The organism is Methanoregula sp. (genome assembly GCF_023227875.1).
Taxonomy (GTDB): Archaea; Halobacteriota; Methanomicrobia; order Methanomicrobiales; family Methanospirillaceae; genus Methanoregula.
Genome location: NZ_JALOCH010000005.1, coordinates 182,533 through 209,239 on the forward strand (window position 1 = coordinate 182,533; position 26,707 = coordinate 209,239).

The following is a 26,707-nucleotide window of genomic DNA, read 5'->3' on the forward strand; positions in this document are numbered from 1 at the left end:
AAAAAAGAGTTAGAGTACTTTGTGGAGCTCGATCTTGTACGGTCCGAGCGTGCCGCCAAAGTTGCCTGCTGAAATGAATTTCACACCGGGTACCATTGCTGCTGCCCTGACGCCGGCTCCCATTGCTGCTGCAACGGACTTCTCATCGACACCATCAATGACAATCTCGTATACTGCCTTGATGCCTGCGGGGATCTTCGAGTCTGCTACTTTCTCGCGGAGGGTCGGGCAATACTTCTCGTTTGTCGATGCAACCATGAACTTGTACTTCAGGCTGCCGACCTTTGAACCGCTGCCGACGATCCCACCGGGAAAGCTGGTAATGACTCCCTTAACGTTGGCGATCGCATCCGAGGCTGCCTCGGCACCTATGAGGGCTGCCATCTGGTTCTCGCCCATGACAAAGAAGTTACCGCCGGCAACACCCTTGACAATGCCGAACTCTTCCTCTCCGACATATTCGCCGTTCATGATCGGGATGACCCAGCACTTCCTGCCGCCAACTTCCTTCTGGTACTCATAGCCATCGCCAAAGAAGTGGAGCTTGACCGGGATCTTCTCTTCAGCATCGGTGATGCCGTTGAAGACAGCAGTGGTCGGTGCAGTCAGGACGCACTCAGCAAGGCGTTCGACGACCTGTTCTTTCAGTTTCTTCTTGCTCGCACAGATCAGGATTGCCACACCGGGCCGCCCGTCAGGGGTCTCGCTTGCCGGGACATCGCCCTCAATGCCTGCCTCGCAGGGGCAGCCGATTGCCGATGTTGCAAACCCGGTTGCTTCGGTTGCTGCCTTCTTTGCCCATTCCTTTGTGACCGCAGTGATGATGATCCGGCATACCCAGGTCGGGAATGCCTCTGCGTAGGTATTGTCAATAGTAACGCCGTTGATTTCCATGAGATAACCTCCGGTACTACAAAGGTACCTTGATGGAGACTGAATAAATTTTCTAATTTGATTTTATTCATGATTTATTCTTTATTCAGAACAGAGATCCATGAGAGCAGATGTATAAGTGCAGATGAGCGCAGAGAAAAAACGAAATAAAATTCAAAAAAGTACACGAGATCATTTTAACTATATGTTTTTTGACATTAACCTGTTGAGCGGGTATTTAAACAAAAATAATAAAAACGTCTATAAAACGGTGGCTCATCCCCAGTAAATTTCAGAACATTTATCTATCATCTTCTACCACTTTTTGTTAGTCGATTTTAGAATCGATCTATAGCTGGTGCGTGAACGTCAAAAATGGCATTTGCAGTGCACATAACAAAGGAACATTGTACTGGCTGTAATAATTGTGTGGTTGCTTGTCCTGTCGACGCAATTGAGTTTCATACATCAGAACCGGTCAATAATGGCAGGATCTGTGTAGTCAGGGACGGAGAATCCGCTATCCCTGGTTTCAGAGGGGAGCTCTTCCGCCGGTGTGGCGGTTGCGTCCAGGCGTGCCCATACGGTGTTATCAGAATTGCAGGCTTCCGGGAAGCAAAACCAGAGGCGAGTGTGCAATAAGAAACAGCGTGAGGGTTAATACATGGCATTGTTTCCAAAGTTTTCGAAAAAGAAGGATGGGGTAAACGTTGTGATGGAGCAGAGGCTCCTCCAGAACGTCAACAACCTTATTCTCAATGCAGAGACCTGCACGGGCTGCGGCATTTGTGTCGACGCCTGTCCCGAGGAGGCAATCGTCCTCGGGCTCGTCGGTGCATCAAGGCGTGGTGCAATCAACTACGCGGCCCCGATCGACGTGGACGAGACCAAGTGTTCTTACTGTGGCGTCTGCGTCATCATGTGCCCGTTCAATGCATTGACACTGAAGGTGGATGGCCAGGAGAGACTCCCGATCGTCGAGAAGGAAGGTTTCCCCCAGTATGACATGAAGGCGGAGATCGACGACGAAAAATGCGTCAAGTGTACCATCTGTGAAGAGGTATGCCCCCGGGATGCCATCGATCGCAATGTCCCCGCGTACGAAGGAACCTATAAGGGACCCGTCGCTGGTGCAAAGCCCAAGTCGGCCGCGATGAAAAAGAAGACGACCTTTACCGTGGACAAGGAAAAGTGTTCGCTCTGTGGCCTGTGTGGTGCACTCTGCCCGGCAATCGTGGTGAAGCACAAGGAATTCACTGCGGAGTCCGGCAAGGTTGAAGGCGATGTGATCTGGGACGAAACCAAATGCGACGCCTGCAAGGTGTGCGTTGAGGCATGCCCTGAGGAGTGCATCACTGTCGAACGCGAGATCATCTCCGACAAGATTGACGGTAAAGTCAGCATTGAACAGGACAACTGCTGCACCTGCAGATGGTGCGCAGTGAACTGCCCGACCGAGGCAATTACTGTCGAGAAGATTTTTGAGGGCGACATTGAGTTCCATGCAGAGAAATGCCCCGGCGGCTGCTCAACCTGTGCAGATATCTGCCCGGCAAACGCGATCTACCTGCCGACCCCCAAGGCCGCAGCCGACATGAAACACGAGATCGAGCCGACCATCGCCGTGAACAAGGACTACTGTATCCTGTGTGGCGCCTGTGTCAATGCCTGCCCCGGTGAGGACATCATCGTCATGCAGAGGAAGGGCATCCGTGTAAAAGGCACGGAGACCGACCTGTTCAAGAAGATAAAGGCAAAACTCTTCACCAAGAGGACCTCGAAGGTGAAAGAGGAGATCAGCGGCCAGGTCAATATTAAAGTGATGGAGAAGGCGTGAGCATCATGGCACGAACAAAAGGTTACCCGGAAGCGCTGGAGAAGAAACTCAGCGAACAGAGATTTTTCCGTGAGGACTCGAATCCAGAGTTCACGAAGAACGTAAAGGCCATTTCACGCACCATCGCCCATATGTGCTACCAGTGTGGTACCTGCACCGGCTCCTGCCCGTCTGCACCCCGCAGCTCGTACCGTATCCGCAAGTTCATGCGGAGGGCAGTGCTTGGCCTTGAGAACGAGGCATTGACCGACCCGGATCTCTGGCTCTGTACAACCTGCTACAGCTGCTCTGACCGGTGCCCGCGGGACATCATCCCGACGGATGTCATCATGTCCATGAGGAACCTCGCATTCAAGCGGGATATTGTCCCCGTCAACTTCTTAAAGACCGTTCAGGCAATCTATTCCTCAGGCCACGGCGTCCCGAACAATGACGTCAACCGTGCAGCCCGTGAGAAACTCGGACTGACCCGTGATCCGCCAACCACCCACATGTATCCGGAATATATGCCCGGTATCAGGAAGATCATTGACCACTACAAGTTGAAGGCCGAAGCCGACCGGATTGTCAAGGAGAGGGAGGGCTAAACCATGTCTGAAAATGGTATAAACCACAAGTTCGCATTCTATCTCGGATGCATTGCCCCCAACCGGTATCCCGGTGTCGAGTCCGCCTCCATCAAGGCGATGAAGAAACTTGGCGTGGAGCTCGTCCCCTTAAAGGGAGCAAGCTGCTGCCCAGCACCCGGTGCGTTCGGCTCGATCGACCTCGCTGTTTTCTATGCAATGGCAGCACGGAACCTCGTGCTCGCCGAGCAGATGAAGATGGATATCGCCCTTGTCTGCAATGGCTGTTACAAGTCGATCTGGGAGGTCAACCACAAGCTCAAGCACAACAAGGACCTCCGCGATGCAGTCAACGAAGTGCTCAAGGAAGTCGACATGGAGTACAAGGGTACTATTAATGTCTACCACACTGCGGAGCTTCTCTATAATGACAAGTTTATTGGCGTTGACAAGATCCGCGACAGCGTAACAAACCCCCTGACCGGCGCACGCATCGCAGTCCACTACGGCTGCCACCTGGTGAAACCCCACAAGGACCGTGAGTTCGAGAAGGAAGTCATGCTCAACACCGAGTGCCCGACCTGGATGGAAGAACTCGTTGCAGCGATTGGCGCAACCCCGGTCGAGTACCGTAACAAGATGATGTGCTGCGGTGCCGGCGGCGGTGTCCGCGGGTACGACATTGTTCACGCACTGGACATAACGAACGAGAAGCTGATCAACCTGATGGAAGAGAAGGTAGACGCACTCACCGATATCTGCCCGTTCTGTCAGCTCCAGTTCGACCGCGGCCAGATCGAGATTCAGGAAAAGTTCGGCAAGACCTACAACCTGCCGGTTCTTCACTTCGCTGAACTCCTCGGTCTCGCACAGGGAATGAGCCCCCAGGAACTCGGGCTGGACCTCCATGGTATCAGCTGCGAACCGCTCCTGCAGAAGGTGCTGTGAGGTGGTAAAAATGGCAGAAAAGAAAGCAACCACCAAGAAAGCCCCGTCCAAGAAAGAGGACACCAAGAAGGTAGCTCCCGTGAAACAGGAAGTCAAGAAAGCGGCAGCACCTGCCGCAAAGCCCAAGGCAGCTCCCGCAGCTGCTCCGGCAGCCGCAGCAGCCGGAAGCACGACCCAGCAGGGTGAAGCACGCATCGGTGTGTTCATCTGTCACTGCGGTACCAACATCGCCGGGTCGATGGATATACCGGCCGTGGAGGAATATGCAAAAATCCTCCCGAATGTAGCCTATGTTGACAACTATAAGTACATGTGCTCAATGCCCGGGCAGGCTGTGATTAGCAAGGCAGTCAAGGACAACCACCTTACCGGGGTTGTTGTTTCTGCATGCTCGCCCCGTCTCCATGAGCCGACCTTCAGGACGGCAACAAAGGAGGCCGGCCTGAACCCGTTCCGGTTCGAGATGGCAAACATCCGTGAGCAGAACTCATGGGTGCACATGCACGACCGCGAAGGTTCAACAGATAAGGCAAAGGATGCGATCCGGATTGCAGTAGCAAAAGCTTCACTCCTCCAGGACCTCTTCCCGAAGACTGTGCCCGTAGAAAAGGCCGCAATGGTCGTCGGAGCAGGGGTTGCCGGTATGCAGGCAGCCCTTGACCTTGCAGCAGCAGGGATCAAGACCTACCTTGTCGAAGCCGATACCAGTATCGGCGGGCGCATGTCCCAGCTCGATAAGACCTTCCCGACACTTGACTGTTCGCAGTGTATCTTAACCCCGAAGATGGTGGATGTTGGCAGGGCCAGCATGATCGAACTCATGACCTGGTCCGAGGTCCATGAAGTAGAAGGATATATCGGCAACTTCGATGTTACCGTCCGCAAGAAGGCACGCGGGGTTATCACCCCCAAGGAAGCAGAAGCACGTGGCATTGTCGGTGGCGGCTGCAATGGTTGCGGTGACTGTGAAACAGCCTGCCCGGTTGTCAAGCCCAACGAATTCGAAGTGGGCATGAAACCACGGAAGGCGATCTACATTAACCACCCGCAGGTCGTGCCCCTTCTCTACACTATCGACTTCAACTCCTGTGTCAAGTGCGGCATCTGTGTTACTGCGTGTGGTCCCGAGAAGCGTGCAATCGATCTCGAGTCCAAGGACGAGTTCGTCAAGGTCAAGGTTGGAACGGTTATTCTCGCAACCGGCTATGACATCTTCCCCATCGAGAAGAAAGAAGAGTGGGGATACAAGCGGTTCGAGAACGTTATCACGAGCCTCGAGTTCGAGCGGCTTATCTGTGCATCCGGCCCGACCGGCGGGCACCTTATCCGCCCGAGTGATGGCGAGACCCCGAAACGGGTTGCCTTTGTGCTCTGTGCAGGTTCCCGTGACAACACCGGCACCGGCAAGCCTTACTGCTCGCGGTTCTGCTGCATGTATTCGCTGAAACACGCCCACCAGATCATCGAGAAGATCCCGGGATGCATCCCGTATATCTTCTACATGGATATCCGTTCGTTCGGTAAGATGTACGAAGAGTTCTACTACCGTATCCAGGATGAAGGAGCGAAGTTTATCCGAGGCCGTGTCGCCAACATCATTGAGGACAAGAAGACCAAGAACCTTCACGTAATGACCGATGACACTCTCCTCGACCGCCCGATTGACATGGAAGTGGACATGGTTGTTCTCGCAGCAGCAGTCCAGCCCAAAGAGGATACCAACCGGACCCGGAAGCTCTTCGGAGTGTCCTGTTCAAGTGATGGATGGCTTCTCGAAGCCCACCCGAAACTGAACCCATGCGGTACCACGACTGCCGGTGTCTTCCTTGCAGGTGTCTGCCAGGGACCCAAGGATATCCCTGACACAGTAGCATCTGCTGAAGGCGCAGCATCAGCGGCAAGCATCCCCATCCATATGGGTGAAGTCGAGCTTGAGCCGTACTTCGCTACCTGCATTGAGGAAAAGTGCGCAGGTTGCGGCATGTGCGTCAACCTCTGCCCATACAGTGCACTGGCACTCGTTGAAAAGAACGGGCGCACTGTCATGGAGGTCACCGAGGCCAAGTGCAAGGGCTGCGGTACCTGCGGTGGCTTCTGCCCCGGTGGTGCAATCTGGATGAACCACTTCACCACACCACAGATCGTTGCCCAGATCGATGCATTCCTCCTTGGAGGTGAGCAGTAATGTCTGCACCAGGAAACTTCGAAATTCCAAAGCGTGGCCCCGGCATCTGGCAACCCAAGATCCAGGGTATCGTCTGCAACTGGTGTTCCTATGCCGGTGCCGACCTTGCCGGTGGTGGCCGTATCCAGTACCCACCCGATGTCCGGATTATCCGTGTCATGTGCACGGGACGTCTCGATTCACTCTTCGTACTCAAGGCCTTCGCCGATGGTGCGGATGGTGTGCTCGTCTCCGGTTGCCATTTCGGTGACTGCCACTACCTTGAAGGCAACTACAAAGCAGCAAAGCGGATGTTCATGGTCAAGCGCCTGATGAAGAGCATCGGCCTTGACGACCGCCGCTTCCGGATGACCTTTGTCTCGGCATCCGAAGGTGCAAAGTGGGGCGCAGTTATTACCGACGTGGTCAAGACTATCAACGAACTTGGCCCGAGCCCCCTCACCGAATTCAAGAAATAAGCACTGCAAATCCATGGGTCGAATGGGACGCCCTCAACGCATCAGGGCCCGTGTCCCCAACCCCATTATTTTTATACACAGCGCATACCAGAATCGGCAATTTTTATATACAATATAACAATCCGTTGTACCTTTTTTTATTTTGTTAACACTGCGTATAAAAATGAAACCCAACTAATATGTAGTATTTGAATATTGCTCCTTTGTTTATTTTGATTCACCATATAATATAAAAATTTTTTCCGAGATAGAATCGGAATACTTATATGGCGAAATCTGGAATTATTGAATGTCCCATCTTAGGGGACGTGCAATAGCGACTTTCACTCATTACTCGTGTACCTCAAGAGTACACGCTCTCGTTCAGCGACAGTATTGTACCGCGATTAAACTACAATTTGGAGGAATTCAAATGGCAAAATACAAAGACTCAATCGATCTCTATGACGATGAGGGCAAGCTCTTAAAGAGCAATGTCACCATCGACAGGATCAGCCCGGTTGTCAACAAGGGCGCACTGAATGTTATCGACCTCACCAAGAGGACTGTAGCAGTCAACTTCGCCGGCATCGAGGACGCACTCAAGACCGGAAAGGTCGGCGGCAAGTCCAACCAGATCCTCGGCCGCAGCATGAGCTGCAGCTGTGTCAAGGACTGTGACTCACTCACAGCCAAGATCAAGGACATGGTCCAGGTCGCCCCCGGTGACGACACCAAGATCACCAAGGTTGGCGGCGGCAAGATGATCCTTGTCGAGATCCCGTCTGCCCGTATGAACGCGGCAGCAACCTACGATGTCGCATCAACCGTAGTCGCAGCAGCCACCACCTATGCACTGGTTGACCAGTACAAGGTCGGCATGTTCGACGGGTCCTACGTTAAGGCAGCTGTCTGGGGTACCTACCCGCAGACCATGGACATGCAGGGCGGCAATGTCGTCTCAATTCTGTCCATCCCGCAGAACAACGAAGGTCTCGGCTACGCACTCCGTAACGTTCCGGCCAACCACGCGGTCATGATGACCCACCGGAATGCAGTCCAGGGTGCAGCACTTTCAGCAACCTTCGAGCAGGCAGGTATGTTTGAGATGGGTAACGCAGTCGGTCCGTTCGAGCGGGCACAGCTCCTTCTCTACGCATACCAGGGACTCAACGCAAACAACATCGTCTACGACCTCGTCAAGAAGAACGGCAAGACCGGTACCATCGGTACTGTCGTGCAGAGCCTCGTCGAGCGTGCCATTGAGGACAAGGTTATCAAGGCAGGCAAGAAGGGCAAGAGCGGCTTCATCTTCTACGAGACCAAGGACCCCATGCTCTGGAACGCCTACGCATCAGCAGGTACCCTTGCAGCAACCATGGTCAACTGCGGTGCCGGACGTTTCGCCCAGGCAGTCTCAGCAACCCTGCTCTACTTCAACGACCTGCTCGAGCACGAGACCGGCCTCCCCGGCGCAGACTTCGGTCGTGCAATGGGTGTCGCAGTTGGTTTCTCGTTCTTCAGCCACTCAATCTACGGTGGCGGCGGCCCCGGTGTCTTCAACGGTAACCACGTCGTAACCAGGCACGCAGCCGGTATCGGTATGCCCTGTATCGTTGCAGCCTGTGCACTCGACGCGGGTACCCAGATGTTCGGACCCGAACACACCTCGAAGATCTACCAGGACACCTTCGGCCAGCTTGAGTCGTTCAAGAAGCCGATCCAGGCAATTGCAAAGGGCATTTAAGCCCATCAAGGATACGAATGACAGAAGCCACGTTCCCCCAGTGCAGGATTGTCACGGAGCGGCTGCTCAACCCTGATACAACAGAACGCCTGTTGAACAAGGTCGTCAGCGTTGCCGGAGTACGGCGTATGGTCCTGAACGGACCCCGCCTGCCACTCACGGTACCGTACGGACCCTCCAAAGGGATCGATAATCCTCACCCCATGAGGAAGACGATCCGTGTCGGAGACCAGGAGATACCTCTCCAGGTTCATGTAGGCACCGTTCTGCTCGAGATTGAGAGCCGCGATGTCATACCCGCACTGAAGGCTGCAATCGAACCGGTTTTCCCTGATTTCACCTTCTATATCCAGGAGGGGCGATACATGAAGACCGAACCGTCACTTGTAGATTATTGTAAGTACGGCCCGAATGCGGACAAAGAAATGCTGGGACTATCTGATCCAAGCAGCAAGTCCAAGCCGATAATTCTCCAGGGAATAAAATAATCATGCCGATTGGACGAGTAACCCAGGTTGTTGACTGCCGCGAGGCGATGGGCATGGGTAAAGGAGGCGGGATTGCCCAGAGAGGCACCATCTCCGAATGCCGGTACCCGGATGTCATAGTGGTCGGGATGTCTCCCGGACGCCGCCACGTGACCAAGCCGGTGTGCGATATCACCTCAGGCCTCAGGCAACAGGGCGTTGAATACAGTATCAGCACGCTGGTACTGAATGCCGGAAGTGGCGTACCGCCGGATGCACCGAAAATTGGCGGTGCAGTCCTCGGCGCTTATTTTGGGCTTACTCAAAAAGAGATCGCGCAGATAGAGAAACACAAGGTTGCCATCCTCCACCACGGGAACGTACGTTCCCACGTGGTGCACAAGGTCCGATTTATCCTTCAGGCCTGTGATGTGAAGGCAGTCGTGGTTTCCCAGTCCCCGGTAGATTATGAGGATCTCGCAAAGGAGGGCGTGAAGACGTCGGTCGTGATGCCGCCTCAGGACAAGATTCGTACCAAAGGTACGGTCATGTCGATTGTAAGCGGCGTGACCCGGGGTCAGACCCCCACGCGTGAGAAGATGGCGGAAGTCATTTCGTCAGTAATGAAAATCGTGAAAAAGAAGCAATCATTGGAGTGATAAAATAATGGCATATAAACCCCAGTATTGTGCAGGCCAGACCATTGTCGCCGCAAACAGGCGCAAGCAGATGGACCCGGCACACAAACTCTCAAAGCTTCGCGATGTCACCGACAAGGACCTCGTCCTGATCATGGGACACCGTGCACCCGGCTCAGCCTACAAGAGTGCACACCCGCCGCTCTCCGAGCAGCAGGAGCCTGCATGCCCGATCCGCAAGATGGTCACCCCGACCGACGGCGCAAAGGCCGGCGACCGCGTCCGCTACATCCAGTTCGCTGACTCGATGTACAACGCACCCTGCCACCCGTACCTCAGGTCCTATCTTGAGTCCTACCGCTTCCGCGGCATTGATCCGGGTACCCTTTCAGGTCGCCAGATCGTCGAGTGCCGCGAACGCGACCTCGAGAAATATGCAAAGGACCTCGTCAACACCGAGCTCTTTGACCCCGCACTTGTCAGCGTCCGCGGATGCACGGTGCACGGCCACTCCCTCCGTCTCGATGAGAACGGGATGATGTTCGACATGCTCCAGCGCTGTATCCTCGACAAGAAGTCAGGTATTGTCAAGTATGTCAAGGACCAGGTTGGAGTACCCCTTGACACTGAAGTCAAGGTCGGCAAGCCGATGGATGCAAAGTGGATCAAGGCAAACAGCACGATCTACCACTCGCTCGTAGGCACTGCCTACCGCGACGATGCTGAACTGATTGAATACATCCAGCGCATCCACTCACTCAGGGTAAAGTACGGCTTCATGCCAAAGGAGGCATAATTATGGCAAAAGCAGCAAAAATCGAGAGAACCCAGAAGCTCTTCCTGAAGGCAATGAAGGAGAAGTTTGCAGAAGACCCCTCAGCAACCCACACCGTATTCGGCCGGGAAGGTCTTGAGCAGTCTCCGCGCAAAGTCGAGTTCATGAAAGCCGGTAAGAAGGCCGAGATGGACCGCGGTATCTCCATGTACGACCCGAAGCGCTGCCACTGTGGTGGTATCCCGCTCGGTCAGCGCCAGCTGATGACCTACGAAGTCAGCGGCACCAACGTCTTTGTAGAAGGCGACGACCTCCACTTCGTCAACAACGCTGCCATGCAGCAGATGTGGGACGACATCCGCAGGACCATCATCGTAGGTCTTGACCTCGCCCACAACACCCTGCAGAAGCGCCTCGGCAAGGAAGTAACTCCTGAGACCATCAACGAGTACCTCCACGTGCTGAACCACGCCATGCCCGGTGCAGCCGTTGTTCAGGAACACATGGTCGAGACCCACCCGTCACTTGTCGACGACTGCTATGTGAAAGTCTTCACTGGCGACGACGAGATGGCAGATGACATCGAGCCCCAGTTCCTCTTAAACCTCGACAAGCTCTTCCCGGCAAAGAGTGCAGCAGCACTGAAAGCCGCAGTCGGCAAGTCGATGTTCCAGGCAGTGCACATCCCGACAACCGTCAGCAGGACCTGCGACGGTGGAACCACCTCCCGTTGGTCTGCAATGCAGATCGGTATGTCCTTCATCGGCGCATACAAGATGTGCGCAGGCGAAGCAGCAGTCGCTGACCTTGCATTCGCAGCAAAGCACGCCGGTGTCATCCAGATGGCAGACATCCTGCCCGCCCGCCGTGCACGCGGCCCGAACGAGCCGGGTGGCATCAAGTTCGGACACTTCGCAGATATGGTTCAGGGAGACCGCAAGTACCCCAACGACCCCGTCAAGGCATCCCTTGAAGTCGTCGGTGCAGGCACCATGCTCTTCGACCAGATCTGGCTCGGATCCTACATGTCCGGTGGTGTCGGATTCACCCAGTATGCAACCGCTGCATACACCGACAACATCCTCGATGACTACTGCTACTATGGTCTTGACTATATCAAGAAGAACCACGGTGGTCTCGGCAAGGCAAAGAAGACACAGGAAGCAATCAGCGACATTGCAACCGAAGTCACCCTCTACGGTATGGAACAGTACGAACAGTACCCGACCACCCTCGAGAGCCACTTCGGCGGTTCCCAGCGTGCATCCGTCCTTGCAGCAGCATCAGGTATTTCCTGTGCACTCGCTACTGCAAACTCGAACGCTGGCCTGAACGGCTGGTACATGTCCATGCTCGCCCACAAGGAAGGCTGGTCACGTCTCGGCTTCTTCGGTTACGACCTGCAGGACCAGTGCGGTTCCTCGAACTCAATGTCAATCAGGCCCGACGAAGGCTGTATCGGCGAGCTCCGTGGACCGAACTACCCGAACTATGCAATGAACGTCGGACACCAGGGAGAATACGCAGCCATTTCCGGCGCAGCCCACTACGGCCGCGGAGATGCCTGGACCCTGTCCCCGCTCATTAAGATCACGTTCGCAGACCCGTCGCTTAAGTTCGACTTCTCCGAACCCCGCCGCGAGTTCGCAAAGGGTGCAATCCGTGAGTTCATGCCCGCCGGCGAGCGCTCACTGATCATCCCCGCAAGGTAAGCACATCCCCACCAAATTTTTTTTCTTTTTTTAGTTGTTTCACCATTCACCAACAACGATACGTTTTTACTGATGCGTGACGCGTTCGTCTCTCCCGTTTCGCAACCCTCTTACCCTCGCAGGTAAAACAAAAAGTACCATGAAAAATCCCTTCCACATCATGATCATCCCAACGCTGGGATGCCCCGGCCGGTGCAAATACTGCTGGAGCTCGGAGGAAGGGTCGCCCATCATGAGCATCGACACGGTCAAAGACATTGTCGCGTGGCTCAGGGATTTTGGAAATGAACGGGTTACCTTCACGTTCCACGGCGGCGAGCCGCTCCTTGCGGGCGCGGACTTTTACCGGCAGGCACTCCCGATGCTTGGGGGGGAACCCGGACGTTTCACCCCTGATTTTGCGATGCAGACGAATCTCTGGAGGATGACCCCCGAGATCGCCTCCGTGCTCGCGGAGTACCATGTCCCCCTCGGTTCGAGCATTGACGGCCCGGAGGAGATCACGGACTCGCAGCGGGGCGACGGCTACTTTGAGAAGTGCATGAAGGGCTACGAGATCGCCCGGGCGGCCGGCCTTCAGGTCCGGTTCATCTGCACGTTCACCAATAAATCGGTAAAACACAAGGAAGAGATCTTCAATTTCTTCAAAGAGAGGGGTTTCGTCTTAAAACTCCACCCGGCCCTGCCCTCGCTCCGCTCGGAAAATCCGAAGGAATGGGCGCTCGAACCGGAGGAGTACGGCGAGCTGCTGGTATACCTTCTCGACAAATCACTTGAGAACCTCGGGACGATCGAGGTGATGAACATCAACGACCTCTGCCGCTGCGTCTTCACCCGCCGGGGCTCGGTCTGCACTTTCGTTGACTGCATGGGCAGTACGTTTGCCATCGGCCCCGACGGGAGCATCTACCCCTGCTACCGCTTTGTCGGAATGCCGGAGTGGGTGATGGCCAACGTGCGGGACAAACCAACGATGGAGCAGCTCATGCAGTCAGAGCCCGGCCGGAGGATGATGGCGTTCTCCGAATACGTGGACAAGGCCTGCAAGGACTGCCCGCACATCAGATACTGCCGGGGCGGATGCCCGTACAACGCGATCGCCCCCTTGGGCGGGGCGCTGGATGGCGTGGATCCCCACTGTGCAGCTTACACGCGGATCTTCGACGAGCTCAACGAGCGGATGAACAATGAGATGTTTGACGAGGAGCCGGTGCCGGGGATCGGGTTGGGTGCGCTCTCTTCGCAAAAGAAGAAACCCGGTGTGATGGCGCTGATACGAAAAATATCAATGCAATAGGGCACCCCGTCATTTTTTTGCCTGTGCCGGATGAATCAAACGAACATCGTGCAGGTTTTAATTATTGAAAACGGGCCAGTGAAAAAAATCAGGTTCTTTTTGTATCCCTCACCATCGATGACGAGACGATGACAATGATGCAGAACAGGACTCCTGCCACGATTGCAGCATTAAAACCCGACATGAATGCAGGAACAGGAAGGCCAGCCTGCGAACCATGGTCTCCTGAAAAATACGAGAATATCGCGGTAAACAGTGCCGTTCCCAGAGCAGTTCCAAAATAAATGGACGTGCTCATTATCCCCGATGCCATCTCCCGTTTGTCTTCACCGGAATGTTCAATTATCCTGCTGGATCCGGCACTCATAAACGGCCCGAACCCGATACCCATGATGATCAGGGCGACAATTAAAAGACCCGTGCCGCTGTTCGAAGAAAGGAACAGCATCATCAGGAACGTTACCAGAAAGACAACTGATGAGACCACGCAGACTTTTCCTGCTCCGGTTTTATCCGCAAGCATTCCTCCTACGGGACTCAAAACGGTGATGATAATGGAGGGAATAAGGAGGAACAGCCCGGCCTCTCCCGGACTCATCGACATGATAAACTGAAGGTAAAACGGCAGGATCAGGAGAAGGCCCCCGTATGCAAGCATTGCAAACGAATATGAAAGGGTTGAACAGGTAAAATTCCTGTTCAAAAACAGGGACAGATCAATAACAGGATCCATGGCTTTTTTCTCTGCAAGGGCAAACAACAGGAACACTACTGCCGACAGGAAAAGAAGGTTCACGGGAGTTATGAGCCCCTCGGATCTTTCTCCAATAAAACCCATCGGGAGAATGAACAGCGTCATGGCAATGAAAAACAGGACTGCCCCCGGATAGTCAAAAGCACGGGGTGCGGCAATGGGGGGCGCGTCATCGGCAAGGATAGAGTGAGCAAGGACAATAGCGATGATCCCGATAGGGAGGTTGATTAAGAAGATCCAGTGCCAGCTCAGGTATTCAGTGATCAGGCCCCCGGCAACCGGACCGAGCGCAAAGGCCAGTGCTGATGCGGCAGCTATCACCCCGAGAGATTTGGCACGTTCTGATTCCCTGACATGAAGTGCAATCGTTGCAACGGCAGAGGGTGCGATCATTGCCGCCCCAAGACCCTGAAATGCCCTGAATGCGATAAGCGCCTCGATGTTCCATGAAACAGCGCACAGAAGTGAGGCCAGCGTAAAGATGGCAAGCCCGCCGATATAGATCTTTTTAGTGCCGGCAAAGGTGGAGATTTTTGCAAATATCACCATCAGGCTGCTCAATACGACAAGATAGATGGTCAAAACGAGCGATGCGAGACTGATATCTGCATTGAAACTGGCAGCGATCTGCGGAAGCGAGACGTTGACGATTGCACCATCAAGGCCATCCATAAATGCCCCGATTCCCACAACAAAAAGGATCAGGCCGGTGGAAACCGCATGATTATTGGAGTTCATTATACGATGATTACCTGCATGAGTCAAAAAGATGATTGAATTGAAGTTTCCTGATTAAACGCGGAGTTCAGGTTCCCCTGGGTTCAACTGGGGGTTACCCACCCCTCCCATTTCGTTGGATCGGATCCGGCGCAGGGTACCTCCCATCAACAGGGGGAGAGGTAGCTACCTCTCTGAGTATGGGAAGGGAGGGTACCCCCCTCTGCTCATTTTGCCGGAAGTGCCGGATATTCCTTGCTCCGTCGGAAGTTCCACGGGAGCTATCACGGTTGATCATGCAGGCAAGGGGGGTGGGTACCCCTCCGTAACCGGGAGGGATAGGTCGGGGGACCCCCCCTCAAAATTTTAAAATGGGGTGGAGGGGGGTACCTCCTGCTGAGGGAGGGGGGACTACCCCCCTCCGGTTTTGGTGTTCCGGTGTACAATCTCCGACATGATGTGGGAAAGACGGGATAGTTGGCGGTGGCCGGACCGGAAAGGGAGTGGGAGGATACCCCCCCCACCAGCGGGATTCCGGAGAGGCTGGCCGGATCCATGATCACCTATCAGCCACATCATCCGGTTCGCGAGATTGATGCAGAATCATACGTCCCAACACAAACCCTCTTGCCCTCAAAACAACCAGACTTTCCTTAACACAAATCCACATGATTAGAAAATCCCGCATAATCGCCCGATTTTTAATTCGGGCTTAATATATCCTTCTATCGCCGGCATTATTTCGAAACCTTTTAATCAAGATCTTACCAACTTTACACTAACCACAAAGAGTATCTACTCGATGTGCGTGGCATTGCATTTTGAATACTCTCGTGCATTCGCACGCAGGGAGGAGGCTAAATGGAACATATTGTATTTGGCATTGGAATTACTGCATTGACAGGAGCTCTTGCCACTGTAGCCGGTTCTGCGGAAGATACTGAATCCAACATCGGGTCACAAGGTGACCCGAACTCACAGGTTCAGCTCGCACCCCAGATGGGATTCCTTCACCGCATCTTCAACAAGGCGGTTGCAGGAGAACCCCCGGCATACGGTCTCTGGTGTGCATTGGGCGCTGGTCTCGCATGGGCCTTTATGGCAATGCAGTTTAACGCGGTTCTTGCTATTGTTCTCGGTTCTGTACTCGCAGTCTTTGTACAGGGCGTTTACGCAACAACCGCATACGTTGGCAGGACCGCGAGCCTGTCCAAGTTCGGGCAGCCGGTCTACGTGGACATCCTTAAGTCCATGACGACGGTTACCATGGCACATGCCTTTATTGCGATCTTCGCAACCGTGGCACTCTGTCAGCTGATCAACGGAGCACTGGGACACCCGTTCCCGCTGCCGCTGCTCGGCCTTGTCTGGGGTATCGCACTCGGTGCAGCAGGATCTGCAACGGGCAACCCGTACTACGGGAAGGAACGCCAGTACCAGAACCAGAAGTTCGGTGCAGGTGTCCCGATCTCGGCGTCAGGTAACATCGTCCGCTATGCAGAAGCAGGCGAGCGCAACTCACTCGACAACGGGTGGTTTACCACGAAGATCGGTGGTTCCGCAGCCGGTGTCTGTTTTGGTCTGATTGTCTTCCTCGAACTCTGGCGTACCGTTCTCTTTGAGCAGGTCGCAGCCGGGTGGGGCGCAATCGTTGTCGGTGTCCTCATGATCCTCGTATTCACGGTCATCGACCGGTATATCGAGGTCTGGGCACGGAAGAACTACGGACCCTACACCGAGGCAAAGGAGGCATCCTCATGAGCGCAGTCGCAGCAAAACCCACAGCAGGCAGCGCAATGAACCCGGCCGCGATGGCGATCGGTGGTGTGATGTTCCTGATCCTCATCGGGATCTGCTACTTCATTTACCCGATCGGGGTCATGCCGCTCATTCTTATCGTAGTCGGCGGCGTCCTGATCGGTTTCGGCGTCCACTTCGTCCCTGTCGGCGGTGCACCCGCTGCAATGGGACAGGCTCCCGGTATTGCGACCGGTGTCGCGATGCTCGCAGCTGGTGGCGGTCTTGCCGGTCTCTTCGGTGGCGCATGGGCTGCCGCAGCAGGACAGGACGCCCTCGTTGTCGTCATTACCGGCGGCATTGGTGGCGGCCTGATGATGGCAATCACCTGTATGATGGTGAACTTTGTCTATGTCTTCGGCATGGGTATTCCCGCAGCATCCGGTAAGGTTGCAAAGGACCCGATCACCGGTGACACCCAGGCAGAGTACAAGTCACAGGGAACTGAGGGACACGGTCTTCCGTTCATCTCGTTCGTTGGCGGTGTCCTCGGCGGTATCTTTGCAGGTGCCGGCGGTACGCTCATCTACCTTGAGCTCCTCGAAGTCTACACGGCAGCACTTCCCACCGTTATGGGAATCACCGCAACACAGGTCGTGCCAATTGCAGTCTCTGCAGCCGGTATGTTCGCCGTGGGCATGTTCCTCGTGAATGCAGTGCTCACTGCGTACAACATCACGGGAACCATTGAAGGTCCCCACGACCCGAAATTCAAACGCTGGCCACGGTCGGTCGTTGCATCAGCTGTCGCATCAGCCCTTTGCGGACTTGTGGCGATCCTGATCGTTGCAATGTGAGGTGTTGAAGATGACAGTAAAAGTTGAAGTAATTGAAGGCGGCATCCCGCACAATAAGATCATGATTGCGGGCATTGTCAGCACGCTCGTCTGTCTCTACCTGACCTACCTCAATGTGCTCACCAGCACCGAGATGTTCTCGTTCTTCGGGGGCCTCGCGGTGATCGCAGCATTGATCTGGGGGAGCCACACCATCAAGGTGCTCTGCAGTTACGGTATTGGTACTGGTGTACCTTCGGCAGGTATGATCGCATTCGGCTCGGGTGTTATCGCAATGCTGCTTGCTACCAAGTTCGGCTTCTATGCGCCGATCGTGGCAGCAGTCCTTGCAGCTATCATTGGTTTCATCCTCGGATATGTTTCCAACAACATCCTGAACATGAAGATCCCGGCCATGGTGCAGGCACTGACCGAAATGGCAGTTGTCGGTGCACTGTCCCTCATGGGCTTTGCAGCACTCATCACCGGCGGGTTCACCTTTGCAGGCCTGACAACAGGTCACGTAACCGTCATGGGTATGACCCTGTTGACCCACGAACAGTCATTCCTCGGTGGATGTCTGATTGCGGTCGCATTCCTGCTCGGGGCAATTGCAATCCAGCACCCGTTCAACGCGTGCCTCGGACCCGGTTGGACTCAGGACCGCATGCTCATGCTCACCGCAGAATGCGGGTTCCTCTCTATGCTCGTCGCAGCTATCATGTCCTTTGCCCTGATCAGCACGGGATCGGCACTCATTTCGCTGATCATTGCAATCATCGGCTGGGCATACACCTACAACGAGTACATGGTCCTTTCGAAGCGCGATGCAGCAGCATGGCTCGATGCAAAACCGATTCCTGAAGTGGAGGGACACTAACATGGGATACGTTATTGTTCTCCCGGAATTCGGGCTTGTCGCTGACCCCATGGTCGGCATTGTGACCTCTGCAGGAGAGTCGCTTGCACCGGTCATCGAAAAGGTAGCAATCCTCGAAGCAACCAGCAACGATCTAATCAACATGCTCTCCGGAGAAGGCAACCTCCTCGCCTCGTTCCCGAACAGGGATCACGGGCTTGCAATCGGTGGCACGATCACGTCGTTCTGGTATGGACTTGCCATTGGATTATTCATTGCCGGAATCATTGCATTCCAGATGATCAAGGTGATCTAACATGGCAGATAAGAAATCACCAGCAAGCGGCTGGCCACTCATCAAGGGCGACTTCCACTCAGGAGACGCAAACAGCCCCGTGGCTGTCGTCACCATGGGTTCACACCTTGACGAACAGGGTATCTGCGATGCCGGCGCGGCACTCTGCGGATCCTGTAAGACCGAGAACCTCGGTCTCGAAAAGGTCATCGCCAACGTTATTGCCAACCCCAATATCAGGTTCGTCCTCTTCGTCGGTACTGAAGTCAAAGGTCACCTCTCTGGCCAGACCTTCGCTGCACTCCACAAGAATGGTGTGAAGGAAGGACGGGTCGTCGGCGCTGAAGGTGCAATTCCCTTCATTGAAAACCTCACTGACGTTAATATCAAGCGCTTCCAGGAACAGACGGAAATCGTCAACATCATGGAAAGCGAAGATCTCGGCACTATCAAGGCCAAGATCAACGAACTCAAGGCTAAAGACCCGGGTGCGTTCGCTGCCGATGCAATGGTCGTCGAAGTCAAGGAAGCTGCCGGTGGGGCCGAAGAGGCCGGCGGGGAAGCCCGTCCGCTCTCTGGAGAGATGGCACTGATCACTGCCCGCATGAAGGTCATCGAGAAGATGGTGACGGATATCGGATACCGGGACAAGTTTGCCGCCGGGGTCTATGCAGGTAAGATCGAAGGCCTGATGATCGGTCTGATCGTCTCGTTTGCCCTGGTCGGATTACTCATGCTGGGGTGAAAAAGATGGCAGAAGAAGCAAAATCAACCGGACCGGTCAGGATGGTGGCGATCGAGAACATGGTGGAGAACATCCGCTACAAGTCGCAGATCCTCGCCAGGACCAACAAGATTGACTCGGCAGTCACCGCAAGCGGTTTAGTCGGGTTCACAGCAGGGTTACTCCTTGCATTGATCCTGATTGTGCTGCCTATAGTACTGGTGGGATGAGGTGAACAAGATGGTAGACAAGAAATCACCAGCAAGTGGCTGGCCACTCATCAAGGGCGACTTCCACTCAGGAGACGCAAACAGCCCCGTGGCTGTCGTCACCATGGGTTCACACCTTGACGAACAGGGTATCTGCGATGCCGGCGCGGCACTCTGCGGATCCTGTAAGACCGAGAACCTCGGTCTCGAAAAGGTCATCGCCAACGTTATTGCCAACCCCAATATCAGGTTCGTCCTCTTCGTCGGTACTGAAGTCAAAGGTCACCTCTCTGGCCAGACCTTCGCTGCACTCCACAAGAATGGTGTGAAGGAAGGACGGGTCGTCGGCGCTGAAGGTGCAATTCCCTTCATTGAAAACCTCACTGACGTTAATATCAAGCGCTTCCAGGAACAGACGGAAATCGTCAACATCATGGAAAGCGAAGATCTCGGCGCTATCAAGGCCAAGATCAACGAACTCAAGGCTAAAGACCCGGGTGCGTTCGCTGCCGATGCAATGGTCGTCGAAGTCAAGGAAGCTGCCGGTGGGCAGGAAGTAGGCGCTGCAAGTGCGAACCCCCAGTTCCTCGAAGTCGAGAAGCGTCTTGACAAGATCGAGAAGAATATCGAGTTCGTGGATGCGGAGATTGCACAGCGTGTTGGACGAAAAATTGGTCGGGATATCGGCATACTGTACGGCCTCATGGCAGGCGTTATCGTATTTGTGATGCTGTTGTTTTTGTACCAGAAATTAATGGCAATGGTATAATGGAGGTGTGATAGAACATGTTCAGATTCGAAAAAGAACAGAGCGTCTGGGACTTCAACGGCACCATGATTGGTGGTCAGCCCGGCGAGTACCCGACCGTACTGGGTGCATCGATCTTCTACAACAAGCACGAGTGCGTGCTTGACGACAAGAAAGGCACCATCGACAAGGCAAAGGCAGAAGCACTCTGGAACCGCTGTCAGGTCCTCTCAGACCTGACCGGCATTCCACACTTCATCCAGATCATCGCGGAATACGGGGAAGCATTCGAGAGCTACTTTAACTGGTTCGACTCGATCGACAACAAGACCGCGTTCCTGATGGATTCATCAGTGCCCACGGCACTTGCCCACGCTTGTAAATACGTGACCGAAGTCGGTCTCGCAAAGCGTGCGATCTACAACTCGATCAACGGGTCGATCCTGCCGGAGAGCATTGAAGCACTGAAGAACAGTGATGTGGATGCAGCCATTGTCCTTGCATTCAACCCTGCAGACCCGTCAGTCGCAGGAAGAGAGAAGGTGCTCGTCGAAGGCGGCGTTGCAGGTCAGACCAAGGGTATGCTCGATATCGCAAAGGAATGCGGTATCACCCGCCCGATCCTCGACACTGCAGCAACCCCCCTCGGCCTCGGAAGCGGCGGCTCATACCGTGAGATCCTTGCCTGCAAGGCAATCCACGGCTACCCGACCGGTGGTGCATACCACAACATGACCGTTTCCTGGACCTGGCTCAAGCGCTGGAAGGGAACAAGCAAGACCCCCTCACAGCTGGCGGTTGGATACGAGGGCAAGGATGTCCTCCTCAAGCAGATGTCCCACCACTACCTTGGCGGTATTGAGGGCATAAAGCAGGCCGCATGGTCAGCACCCGATATCGGTTGCAACATGATTGCATCCACCCTCGGTGCAGACCTCATCATGTACGGACCTATCGAGAACGTAGAAGCAATGATCACTGCACAGGCCTACACGGACATCACCGTCCTTGAGGCAACCCGCCAGCTCGGGATCGAGTGCAAGGCAGAAAGCCACCCAATCTTCAAACTTATTTAATCCTATTTTTTTATCCGATACCCACACGAAGTGCGGGTAGAGGACCAGAAGAATTTATCAGATTTCTTCGAATTGGTGAGGGTTCGAAGAACCCGAACCACGAGAAGAAACCGCTAGGTTTCTTCGAAAGTCGGCTCCGCCTCCCTTCTTTTTCTCGAAGTCCTGATGGACTTCTTCGAATTCCGAAGAATTGAGCGAAGCGAGATTCGAGGACGAGAAGAATCCGTCAGGATTCTTCGAAGGTCGGCTCCGCCTCCCTTCTCTTTCTCGAAGTCCTGATGGACTTCTTCGAATTCTAAAAAAGAGAAAAAATAAAAAAATTTCTCATAAGATCAGTTCGTCCCCGTACGCTGGGGGAAGTTAACGATTTTGATCGCTTCATCGGCTTCCTTTGATCGCCCCAGGTTCCGCAGGGTAATCGCCTTGTTGTACCAGACAAAGGAATTGATCGGGTTGAGACCGATTGCCTTCTCAAAATAGGCAAGGGCTTCCTCGTTCTTACCCAGTTCCCGCAGGGCAATCCCTTTGGACGTCATCGCCCGGATATTCTTCGGGCTTGTTTCAAGGATGGTATCAAAACAGCGGATCGCCTCCTCATATCTCCCCAGTTCATTCAGGGAGTATCCCTTGTTGGCAATGGCGAAGGTATACTCCGGGTCGATCGAAAGAGCCCGTTCAAAACACTTTATTGATTCCTCGTACCGTCGGATCTTGCGGAGCGTGTACCCCTTCTCGAACCAGACCGTGATCAGGTTCGGGTTGATGACAATCGCCTTGTCATAACAGGCTATCGCATCCTCGTGCCTGCCAAGGTAATAGTAGATCTTGCCTTTATTCTCGAGTGCCACCGTATTGTTCCTGTTGATTTCCAGGACCTGGTCATAGAGGGAGATCGCCTCGTCATAGCGCCCTACCTTCATGAGGTGATGCGCTTTTTCAAGCAGTGCCGGTACGTCCATACCACTCATATTACCATTCACATAAGGGTTGATAATACCTTGCTGCTTCGTGCGGGAGACCTTTCAATCACATCGCAGATCGGAAAAAAGGAGCCTGCCGGAATATTCCCGGTAAAAAATGAAAATTGGATTACCGTCTTCGGGACAGGAGGAAAATACAGCCAGCGACGATCAGTCCCGTGAGTGCTGCGAACGGAAGCACAACAGATTTCGGTGTGGGTGTGCTCGTTGGTTCGGGAGTTGTTACCGTCGTATCCGGTACGATTGTTGTCGGGGGCAGGGTGGGAGGCACCGTGGTGATGGGGGTCGTCATGGGGGTATCATCATACGCCAGGTTCATGGTGTATTTCGTGCCAATGCTGACCCGGTTTTTTGACAGGCTGCCATCCTTGAGATACACGCTCAGGGTCTGGTAACTGTGGCCGGTGAGGTCTGACTTGTCGACCGGGGCGTTGACCGCGTATACGGTGAAGGTCCCGGGATCGATCTCATTGTCAATCCGGGACGTATCCCATTTGAACGACCACTGCTGGTTGCTGTCAACGTCAACCATACTAAATTTTCCCTGGTCGGCCCGTTGTGATGTGTCCGTCAGGGTCACACCATTCTCGGGCAGGCCGGGGCCCGTCATGAACAGATAGATCTGGTCGCTGTTATAGGATTCCCCGTGCAGGGCGATAGTCTCGCCAAGATATCCTTCGTAATCCGTGCTGTAACCATAGCCGGACACGGCAGCCACCAGCACACCGGCACACAGGCAGACGATGAACGTAACGGAACGGAAATGATTCACAAAGTTGCATGAAAAGTATGCCAAAGGTATCACTGGATAAGAGTAAACTGCCGGCAGGTTTATAGATTTGCGAGAATGTGACGACAGCCGCCACGAGGAGATAAAGATGGAAGGAATAAAAGAGGAAAATTGCGAGTCTGCCGTATCAGTACAAGCGGTAAATGAAGTAACCGTCCTGGAAATGCTCGGTCTGATCATAATCGGCAAGGAGGTTCTTCCGGTTCCCGTAGGAGAGCATCTTCTTTTTGAGTTCTTCCATGCCGGTGGTGTTGTAGATGAGAGCCTTGAGCTCATCGTTCACCCGGCGGATCTCCGGGGTCTTCATCTTCCCGATGACGTCCGAGGGATAGGCATCGATGTCAAAATAGGCAAAGAGCGTCTCAAGGCAGATCAGCCAGAGTTTTTCCGGCACGGCGTGTTCTGCGGCGATGGTTGCTTCGGCGTCGTTGAGGATGAGATATGCCTCATCGTTCCCATTGAAAAATGCCTTGAAACTATACAGGGTCCCCTTTGATTCCTTGAGGGTTTCCGGATCAACGTGGAGAAATACCGCCAGAGCCTGCCGCTTTTGATAGAGTGTGGGATCCTGTATGTCTTGCATCCAATTGCCCCCGGTACACTATTGCCGGTGACGCCGTCCTGTGTTTACTATGAAGGATGGATGTTTAAGATTATAAGTTCGTGCGTTTTCCCGGGCAGATACCCGATGTGCAGGAGTTGAGGACCATTGGGAAGTCACGATGCCCATTGGGAGAAAAAATGGATGTGTGGAAAGATATGTGTGTCAGACATTGAGGGGTTCGAATCCCTGTTTGAAGACCTTCCCGAATTGTACGCGGATTTTCGGATCGAGCGCACAGACCGGGCAGACATAGTCCTCCGGAAGATCCTCGAATTTCGTGCCGGGTTTGATACCCCGGTGAGGCTCCCCGCGTTTTTCGTCATATACGTAACTGCACATGGAACAGAGATAGCGGGTGGGCCTCCATGCATCAAAGCCCCACTTCCCGATCCTGCCTTTTCCCTGCATACCGCAGACCGGGCAGACATAGTCCTCCGGAAGGTCATCGAATGCCGTCCCTTCAGGGATACCGTTGTGCGGCTCCCCGCGGAGAGGGGAATAGATGTAGCCGCAGAGTTTACAGCGGTACCGGGTCATATCCTTTGAGGCTTTTTTCCCTGCCGGTTTTTTTGCGGATCTCTTCGGAGTGACCTTTACAGCTTTCTTCACTCCCGCTTTCTTCTTTACCGGAGGGGCAACCGTTCTTGCCGCAGGTTTCCTGGCGGCGGCCGGCTTTTTCTTCGCCAGTACAACGGGTTTCTTCTTTGCAGCAGGCTTTGAGACCTTCTTTACGCCTTTTTCAGGTATTGATTTTACAGCCTTTGCCATATACGCATCACCCATGCGGCCTCTCCTGCGCATGAAAGAGAAGAGAATCCGCCTTACTGGAACATGGAGGGTGGTGGCAATTATATATTTGGATAGTGCAGACGCGGGGCTTTTTGTTCCCTGACGATCAGGCAGGCGTCTTCACATTTATACAAGCACTGCATATACTCCTGATCAGGATCATCATGGACCTCCTCCCCGGCATCATCTATTCGTTTGCCACCCTGTTCATCATCCTTGACCCCCTCCTTTCCATACCGATATTTGCGGCGATGACCAAGGGACAGTCACCGGCGGAGATCCACAAGCAGGCGTTCATCGCCGTTGCCGTGGCCGGCAGCCTGATGTACCTGTTCCTGGTCTTCAACAAGCTGATCTTCGACATCCTCGGGCTCAATATTCCCAGTTTCCAGATCGCCGGCGGTGTCCTGCTCTTCATTCTCGGTATCCAGGAAGCGCTGGGCATCGAACTGGGTCACTCCAAGGGGCATGCCAAAACCGCCGCGGGCGTTGTGATCGGAACCCCCCTCCTCTGTGGGCCGGGGGCCATCACCACGGTGATGCTCCTTTCAAAGGATTACGGGCTCCTCATCCCGTTTGTCGCGATCACCCTTTCGCTCCTTGCCACCTGGGTCATCCTGTATTATTCAGAATTTATCCAGCGGGTTCTTGGGGATGTTGTCACCGATATCATGGGAAAAATGCTCGGTATGCTCCTTGCCGCCATTGCAGTTAACCTCATTGTCTCCGGCGTACTGACAATCGTTGTCGGATAAGTTCCGGATAGATATTTGTTTTTATCCGGGGGATTTACAAGTCCCGCTTCATCGCATAGACTTCCACCATATGGTGCGGGTGGTACCGCAGTTTTGCCTCGCGGAGCCCGGCAACGCCGAGATCGCTCTCCCGGTTGATATAGGTAAACTTCTTTGCAAGGCGAAGGGCAGTCTCATTGTTGATCGCCTTGTATATCCCCTCGCAGTCGGGCAGGCCTTTCTCGAAATGCACGAGCGCGGTATCGTTGGTCATGGGTTCATAGAGGGCGATGGCGCCGACCTTGGAGAAGACCCTGATGACCAGTCCTTCCAGCGGGAGTTCGTTGAAGTGGTCGATGGCAAAAAAGACGGCGTCCTTCTCATGGGCAAGGACCGGGTCGCCTTCGCACCCTTTCCACTCGCACCATTCGATGAGGAACCGTTTCACTTCCTCCCAGTTCTCCTTTGAGATCGGTTCGACAACATTGATACAGTTTTTCCGGAACTTGTTGAGCTGGCGACGGATCGTCAGATAATTTTTTCCGGGGAGTTCTGCAAGATCCGCTGCCTGGTAGACATATTCAAAGTGGTTGCGGTCGGGTATCAGGTTGATGCCCGGGCAGACCTCCCGCATCCATACGGCAGTCTCCGTGTCAATCACGACAATCGGTTCATTGTCGCTGACATCGGAGGCCAGCCGGATCAGGGAACGGAGGAGTGCAGGATTGCGGGGACCGATCGGGGGGCGGAACCGTGTTATGCTGCCAATGGTGCTGGCGATAATGATATTTTTTTCAACGTACGCGTAGGTGTAATGGGCAAAATGGTTCCAGCAGACCATGTTGGTGAAGGTATTGTCTGAATGCACCTGCGGGTAATGCGCATAGTGGTTCTCAAAAAATGCCCGGTCCAAGAGAGTAACGGGCTTGAAATCTTCTGGTCTCAGCATGGCCGATCACTCGTCCACAACAGCGGGATGTGTCCCTTCATGGGCTGGAATCCTAAAGGCTGGTAAAAGGATTCTGTACCCGGTTCCGCAATCAGGCCGATCCACGAGATGCCGGCACGGGTGCAATGCCCAACAAGGGCGGTAACGATCTCTTTTCCGATCCCTTGCTTCCGGTACTCCGGGAGGACGACAAGGTCCTGGATATAGCCATCCGAGATGCCGTCTGAAAGGACCCGTCCCATGCCAATGGCGTGTCCTGTTTTTATATCAATGGCAACGGCAAATGCAAAACTCCCCCGGATCAGGTCGTGAAGGGAACCGGGATCATATCCGTCCTTCCACCACCCTCCCGCACGATAGAGATGCACGATCTCTTCCTGGTCCCATGCATCCACAATCCGGATGACCACCGTGCCTTCCATCG

29 protein-coding genes are annotated in these 26,707 nt (G+C 54.2%); 21 read left to right on the forward strand and 8 right to left on the reverse strand.

The features are described 5' to 3' along the window. Window positions 1–9 precede the first annotated feature (9 nt). Window positions 10–894: a formylmethanofuran--tetrahydromethanopterin N-formyltransferase gene (gene fhcD / locus M0R30_RS07230; RefSeq protein WP_292545328.1), complete on the reverse strand. Its 885-nt coding sequence runs from the start codon at window positions 892–894 to the stop codon at window positions 10–12. 354 nt (window positions 895–1,248) lie between these two features. On the opposite strand from fhcD, the gene M0R30_RS07235 reads away from it, so the two are divergent. The 12 genes from M0R30_RS07235 (at window position 1,249) to M0R30_RS07290 (ending at window position 13,482) form a co-directional block, all read left to right on the forward strand. Then, complete coding sequence (locus M0R30_RS07235) at window positions 1,249–1,515, forward strand: 4Fe-4S dicluster domain-containing protein (RefSeq protein WP_292545331.1); 267 nt, start codon at window positions 1,249–1,251, stop codon at window positions 1,513–1,515. A gap of 22 nt (window positions 1,516–1,537) precedes the next feature. Continuing rightward, window positions 1,538–2,710: a 4Fe-4S binding protein gene (locus M0R30_RS07240; protein WP_292545333.1), complete on the forward strand. Its 1,173-nt coding sequence runs from the start codon at window positions 1,538–1,540 to the stop codon at window positions 2,708–2,710. Between the two features lie 5 nt (window positions 2,711–2,715). Further along, complete coding sequence (gene hdrC / locus M0R30_RS07245; RefSeq protein WP_292545336.1) at window positions 2,716–3,297, forward strand: CoB--CoM heterodisulfide reductase subunit C; 582 nt, start codon at window positions 2,716–2,718, stop codon at window positions 3,295–3,297. A gap of 3 nt (window positions 3,298–3,300) precedes the next feature. Further along, window positions 3,301–4,224, forward strand: a complete 924-nt coding sequence (gene hdrB / locus M0R30_RS07250; RefSeq protein WP_292545338.1) for a CoB--CoM heterodisulfide reductase subunit B — start codon at window positions 3,301–3,303, stop codon at window positions 4,222–4,224. Between the two features lie 10 nt (window positions 4,225–4,234). After that, window positions 4,235–6,409, forward strand: coding sequence for a CoB--CoM heterodisulfide reductase iron-sulfur subunit A family protein (locus tag M0R30_RS07255; protein ID WP_292545341.1), 2,175 nt, complete (start codon window positions 4,235–4,237; stop codon window positions 6,407–6,409). Beyond that, complete coding sequence (locus M0R30_RS07260) at window positions 6,409–6,867, forward strand: hydrogenase iron-sulfur subunit (RefSeq protein WP_292545344.1); 459 nt, start codon at window positions 6,409–6,411, stop codon at window positions 6,865–6,867. Before M0R30_RS07255 ends, M0R30_RS07260 begins: the two co-directional genes overlap by 1 nt. Window positions 6,868–7,279: 412 nt before the next feature. Then, window positions 7,280–8,593, forward strand: a complete 1,314-nt coding sequence (gene mcrB / locus M0R30_RS07265; RefSeq protein ID WP_292545347.1) for a coenzyme-B sulfoethylthiotransferase subunit beta — start codon at window positions 7,280–7,282, stop codon at window positions 8,591–8,593. A gap of 17 nt (window positions 8,594–8,610) precedes the next feature. Next, window positions 8,611–9,081 (forward strand): methyl-coenzyme M reductase operon protein D, encoded by a 471-nt coding sequence (mcrD, locus tag M0R30_RS07270; protein WP_292545349.1) that lies wholly within the window; start codon window positions 8,611–8,613, stop codon window positions 9,079–9,081. 2 nt (window positions 9,082–9,083) lie between these two features. After that, a complete protein-coding gene (gene mcrC, locus M0R30_RS07275) occupies window positions 9,084–9,719 on the forward strand; it encodes a methyl-coenzyme M reductase I operon protein C (RefSeq protein WP_292545352.1) in 636 nt (211 codons plus the stop codon). Window positions 9,720–9,726: 7 nt separating this feature from the next. Continuing rightward, on the forward strand, window positions 9,727–10,494 hold the full coding sequence (mcrG, locus tag M0R30_RS07280; RefSeq protein ID WP_292545355.1) for a coenzyme-B sulfoethylthiotransferase subunit gamma: 768 nt from the start codon (window positions 9,727–9,729) through the stop codon (window positions 10,492–10,494). Window positions 10,495–10,496: 2 nt separating this feature from the next. After that, entirely contained in the window at window positions 10,497–12,185 is a 1,689-nt protein-coding gene (gene mcrA / locus M0R30_RS07285; protein WP_292545358.1) for a coenzyme-B sulfoethylthiotransferase subunit alpha, read from the forward strand. Window positions 12,186–12,324: 139 nt separating this feature from the next. Beyond that, window positions 12,325–13,482, forward strand: a complete 1,158-nt coding sequence (locus M0R30_RS07290) for a TIGR04083 family peptide-modifying radical SAM enzyme (RefSeq protein WP_292545361.1) — start codon at window positions 12,325–12,327, stop codon at window positions 13,480–13,482. Window positions 13,483–13,570: 88 nt separating this feature from the next. Here the strand turns inward: M0R30_RS07290 and M0R30_RS07295 are convergent, their stop codons facing one another. Next, on the reverse strand, window positions 13,571–14,974 hold the full coding sequence (locus M0R30_RS07295) for an MFS transporter (protein WP_292545364.1): 1,404 nt from the start codon (window positions 14,972–14,974) through the stop codon (window positions 13,571–13,573). Between the two features lie 840 nt (window positions 14,975–15,814). On the opposite strand from M0R30_RS07295, the gene mtrE reads away from it, so the two are divergent. The 8 genes from mtrE to mtrH are packed head-to-tail and all read left to right on the forward strand — an operon-like array spanning window position 15,815 to window position 21,437. Continuing rightward, on the forward strand, window positions 15,815–16,714 hold the full coding sequence (gene mtrE, locus M0R30_RS07300; protein ID WP_292545367.1) for a tetrahydromethanopterin S-methyltransferase subunit E: 900 nt from the start codon (window positions 15,815–15,817) through the stop codon (window positions 16,712–16,714). Beyond that, entirely contained in the window at window positions 16,711–17,547 is an 837-nt protein-coding gene (gene mtrD, locus M0R30_RS07305) for a tetrahydromethanopterin S-methyltransferase subunit D (RefSeq protein WP_292545371.1), read from the forward strand. The genes mtrE and mtrD overlap by 4 nt, the downstream gene beginning before the upstream one ends. A gap of 10 nt (window positions 17,548–17,557) precedes the next feature. Continuing rightward, window positions 17,558–18,406, forward strand: coding sequence for a tetrahydromethanopterin S-methyltransferase subunit MtrC (mtrC, locus tag M0R30_RS07310; RefSeq protein ID WP_292545374.1), 849 nt, complete (start codon window positions 17,558–17,560; stop codon window positions 18,404–18,406). Window position 18,407: 1 nt separating this feature from the next. Then, the gene (mtrB, locus tag M0R30_RS07315; RefSeq protein WP_292545377.1) at window positions 18,408–18,701 is read left to right on the forward strand and encodes a tetrahydromethanopterin S-methyltransferase subunit MtrB; all 294 of its coding nucleotides are present in this window, start codon (window positions 18,408–18,410) and stop codon (window positions 18,699–18,701) included. Window position 18,702: 1 nt separating this feature from the next. Then, window positions 18,703–19,425: a tetrahydromethanopterin S-methyltransferase subunit A gene (gene mtrA / locus M0R30_RS07320; protein ID WP_292545380.1), complete on the forward strand. Its 723-nt coding sequence runs from the start codon at window positions 18,703–18,705 to the stop codon at window positions 19,423–19,425. A gap of 5 nt (window positions 19,426–19,430) precedes the next feature. Beyond that, window positions 19,431–19,634, forward strand: a complete 204-nt coding sequence (locus M0R30_RS07325; protein ID WP_292545384.1) for a tetrahydromethanopterin S-methyltransferase subunit F — start codon at window positions 19,431–19,433, stop codon at window positions 19,632–19,634. Between the two features lie 10 nt (window positions 19,635–19,644). Next, entirely contained in the window at window positions 19,645–20,382 is a 738-nt protein-coding gene (gene mtrA, locus M0R30_RS07330) for a tetrahydromethanopterin S-methyltransferase subunit A (protein WP_292545388.1), read from the forward strand. 17 nt (window positions 20,383–20,399) lie between these two features. Then, entirely contained in the window at window positions 20,400–21,437 is a 1,038-nt protein-coding gene (gene mtrH, locus M0R30_RS07335; RefSeq protein ID WP_292545391.1) for a tetrahydromethanopterin S-methyltransferase subunit H, read from the forward strand. Between the two features lie 332 nt (window positions 21,438–21,769). On the opposite strand, the gene M0R30_RS07340 is transcribed toward mtrH, so the two are convergent. From M0R30_RS07340 to M0R30_RS07355, 4 genes are all read right to left on the reverse strand, one after another. Continuing rightward, window positions 21,770–22,405, reverse strand: a complete 636-nt coding sequence (locus tag M0R30_RS07340) for a tetratricopeptide repeat protein (protein WP_292545394.1) — start codon at window positions 22,403–22,405, stop codon at window positions 21,770–21,772. Window positions 22,406–22,526: 121 nt separating this feature from the next. After that, the gene (locus M0R30_RS07345) at window positions 22,527–23,189 is read right to left on the reverse strand and encodes a hypothetical protein (protein WP_292545397.1); all 663 of its coding nucleotides are present in this window, start codon (window positions 23,187–23,189) and stop codon (window positions 22,527–22,529) included. 145 nt (window positions 23,190–23,334) lie between these two features. Next, the gene (locus M0R30_RS07350) at window positions 23,335–23,790 is read right to left on the reverse strand and encodes a hypothetical protein (protein ID WP_292545399.1); all 456 of its coding nucleotides are present in this window, start codon (window positions 23,788–23,790) and stop codon (window positions 23,335–23,337) included. A 183-nt stretch (window positions 23,791–23,973) separates the two neighbouring features. Further along, window positions 23,974–24,594: a rubredoxin gene (locus tag M0R30_RS07355; protein ID WP_292545401.1), complete on the reverse strand. Its 621-nt coding sequence runs from the start codon at window positions 24,592–24,594 to the stop codon at window positions 23,974–23,976. 170 nt (window positions 24,595–24,764) lie between these two features. On the opposite strand from M0R30_RS07355, the gene M0R30_RS07360 reads away from it, so the two are divergent. Further along, entirely contained in the window at window positions 24,765–25,355 is a 591-nt protein-coding gene (locus tag M0R30_RS07360) for a MarC family protein (protein WP_292545403.1), read from the forward strand. Between the two features lie 34 nt (window positions 25,356–25,389). Here the strand turns inward: M0R30_RS07360 and M0R30_RS07365 are convergent, their stop codons facing one another. Both M0R30_RS07365 and M0R30_RS07370 read right to left on the reverse strand, forming a co-directional pair. Further along, window positions 25,390–26,283 carry a phosphatidylglycerol lysyltransferase domain-containing protein gene (locus M0R30_RS07365; protein WP_292545406.1) on the reverse strand — a complete coding sequence of 298 codons (894 nt, stop codon included), beginning with the start codon at window positions 26,281–26,283 and terminating at the stop codon, window positions 25,390–25,392. Continuing rightward, the gene (locus M0R30_RS07370; RefSeq protein WP_292545437.1) at window positions 26,277–26,705 is read right to left on the reverse strand and encodes a GNAT family N-acetyltransferase; all 429 of its coding nucleotides are present in this window, start codon (window positions 26,703–26,705) and stop codon (window positions 26,277–26,279) included. Before M0R30_RS07370 ends, M0R30_RS07365 begins: the two co-directional genes overlap by 7 nt. Window positions 26,706–26,707 lie beyond the last annotated feature (2 nt).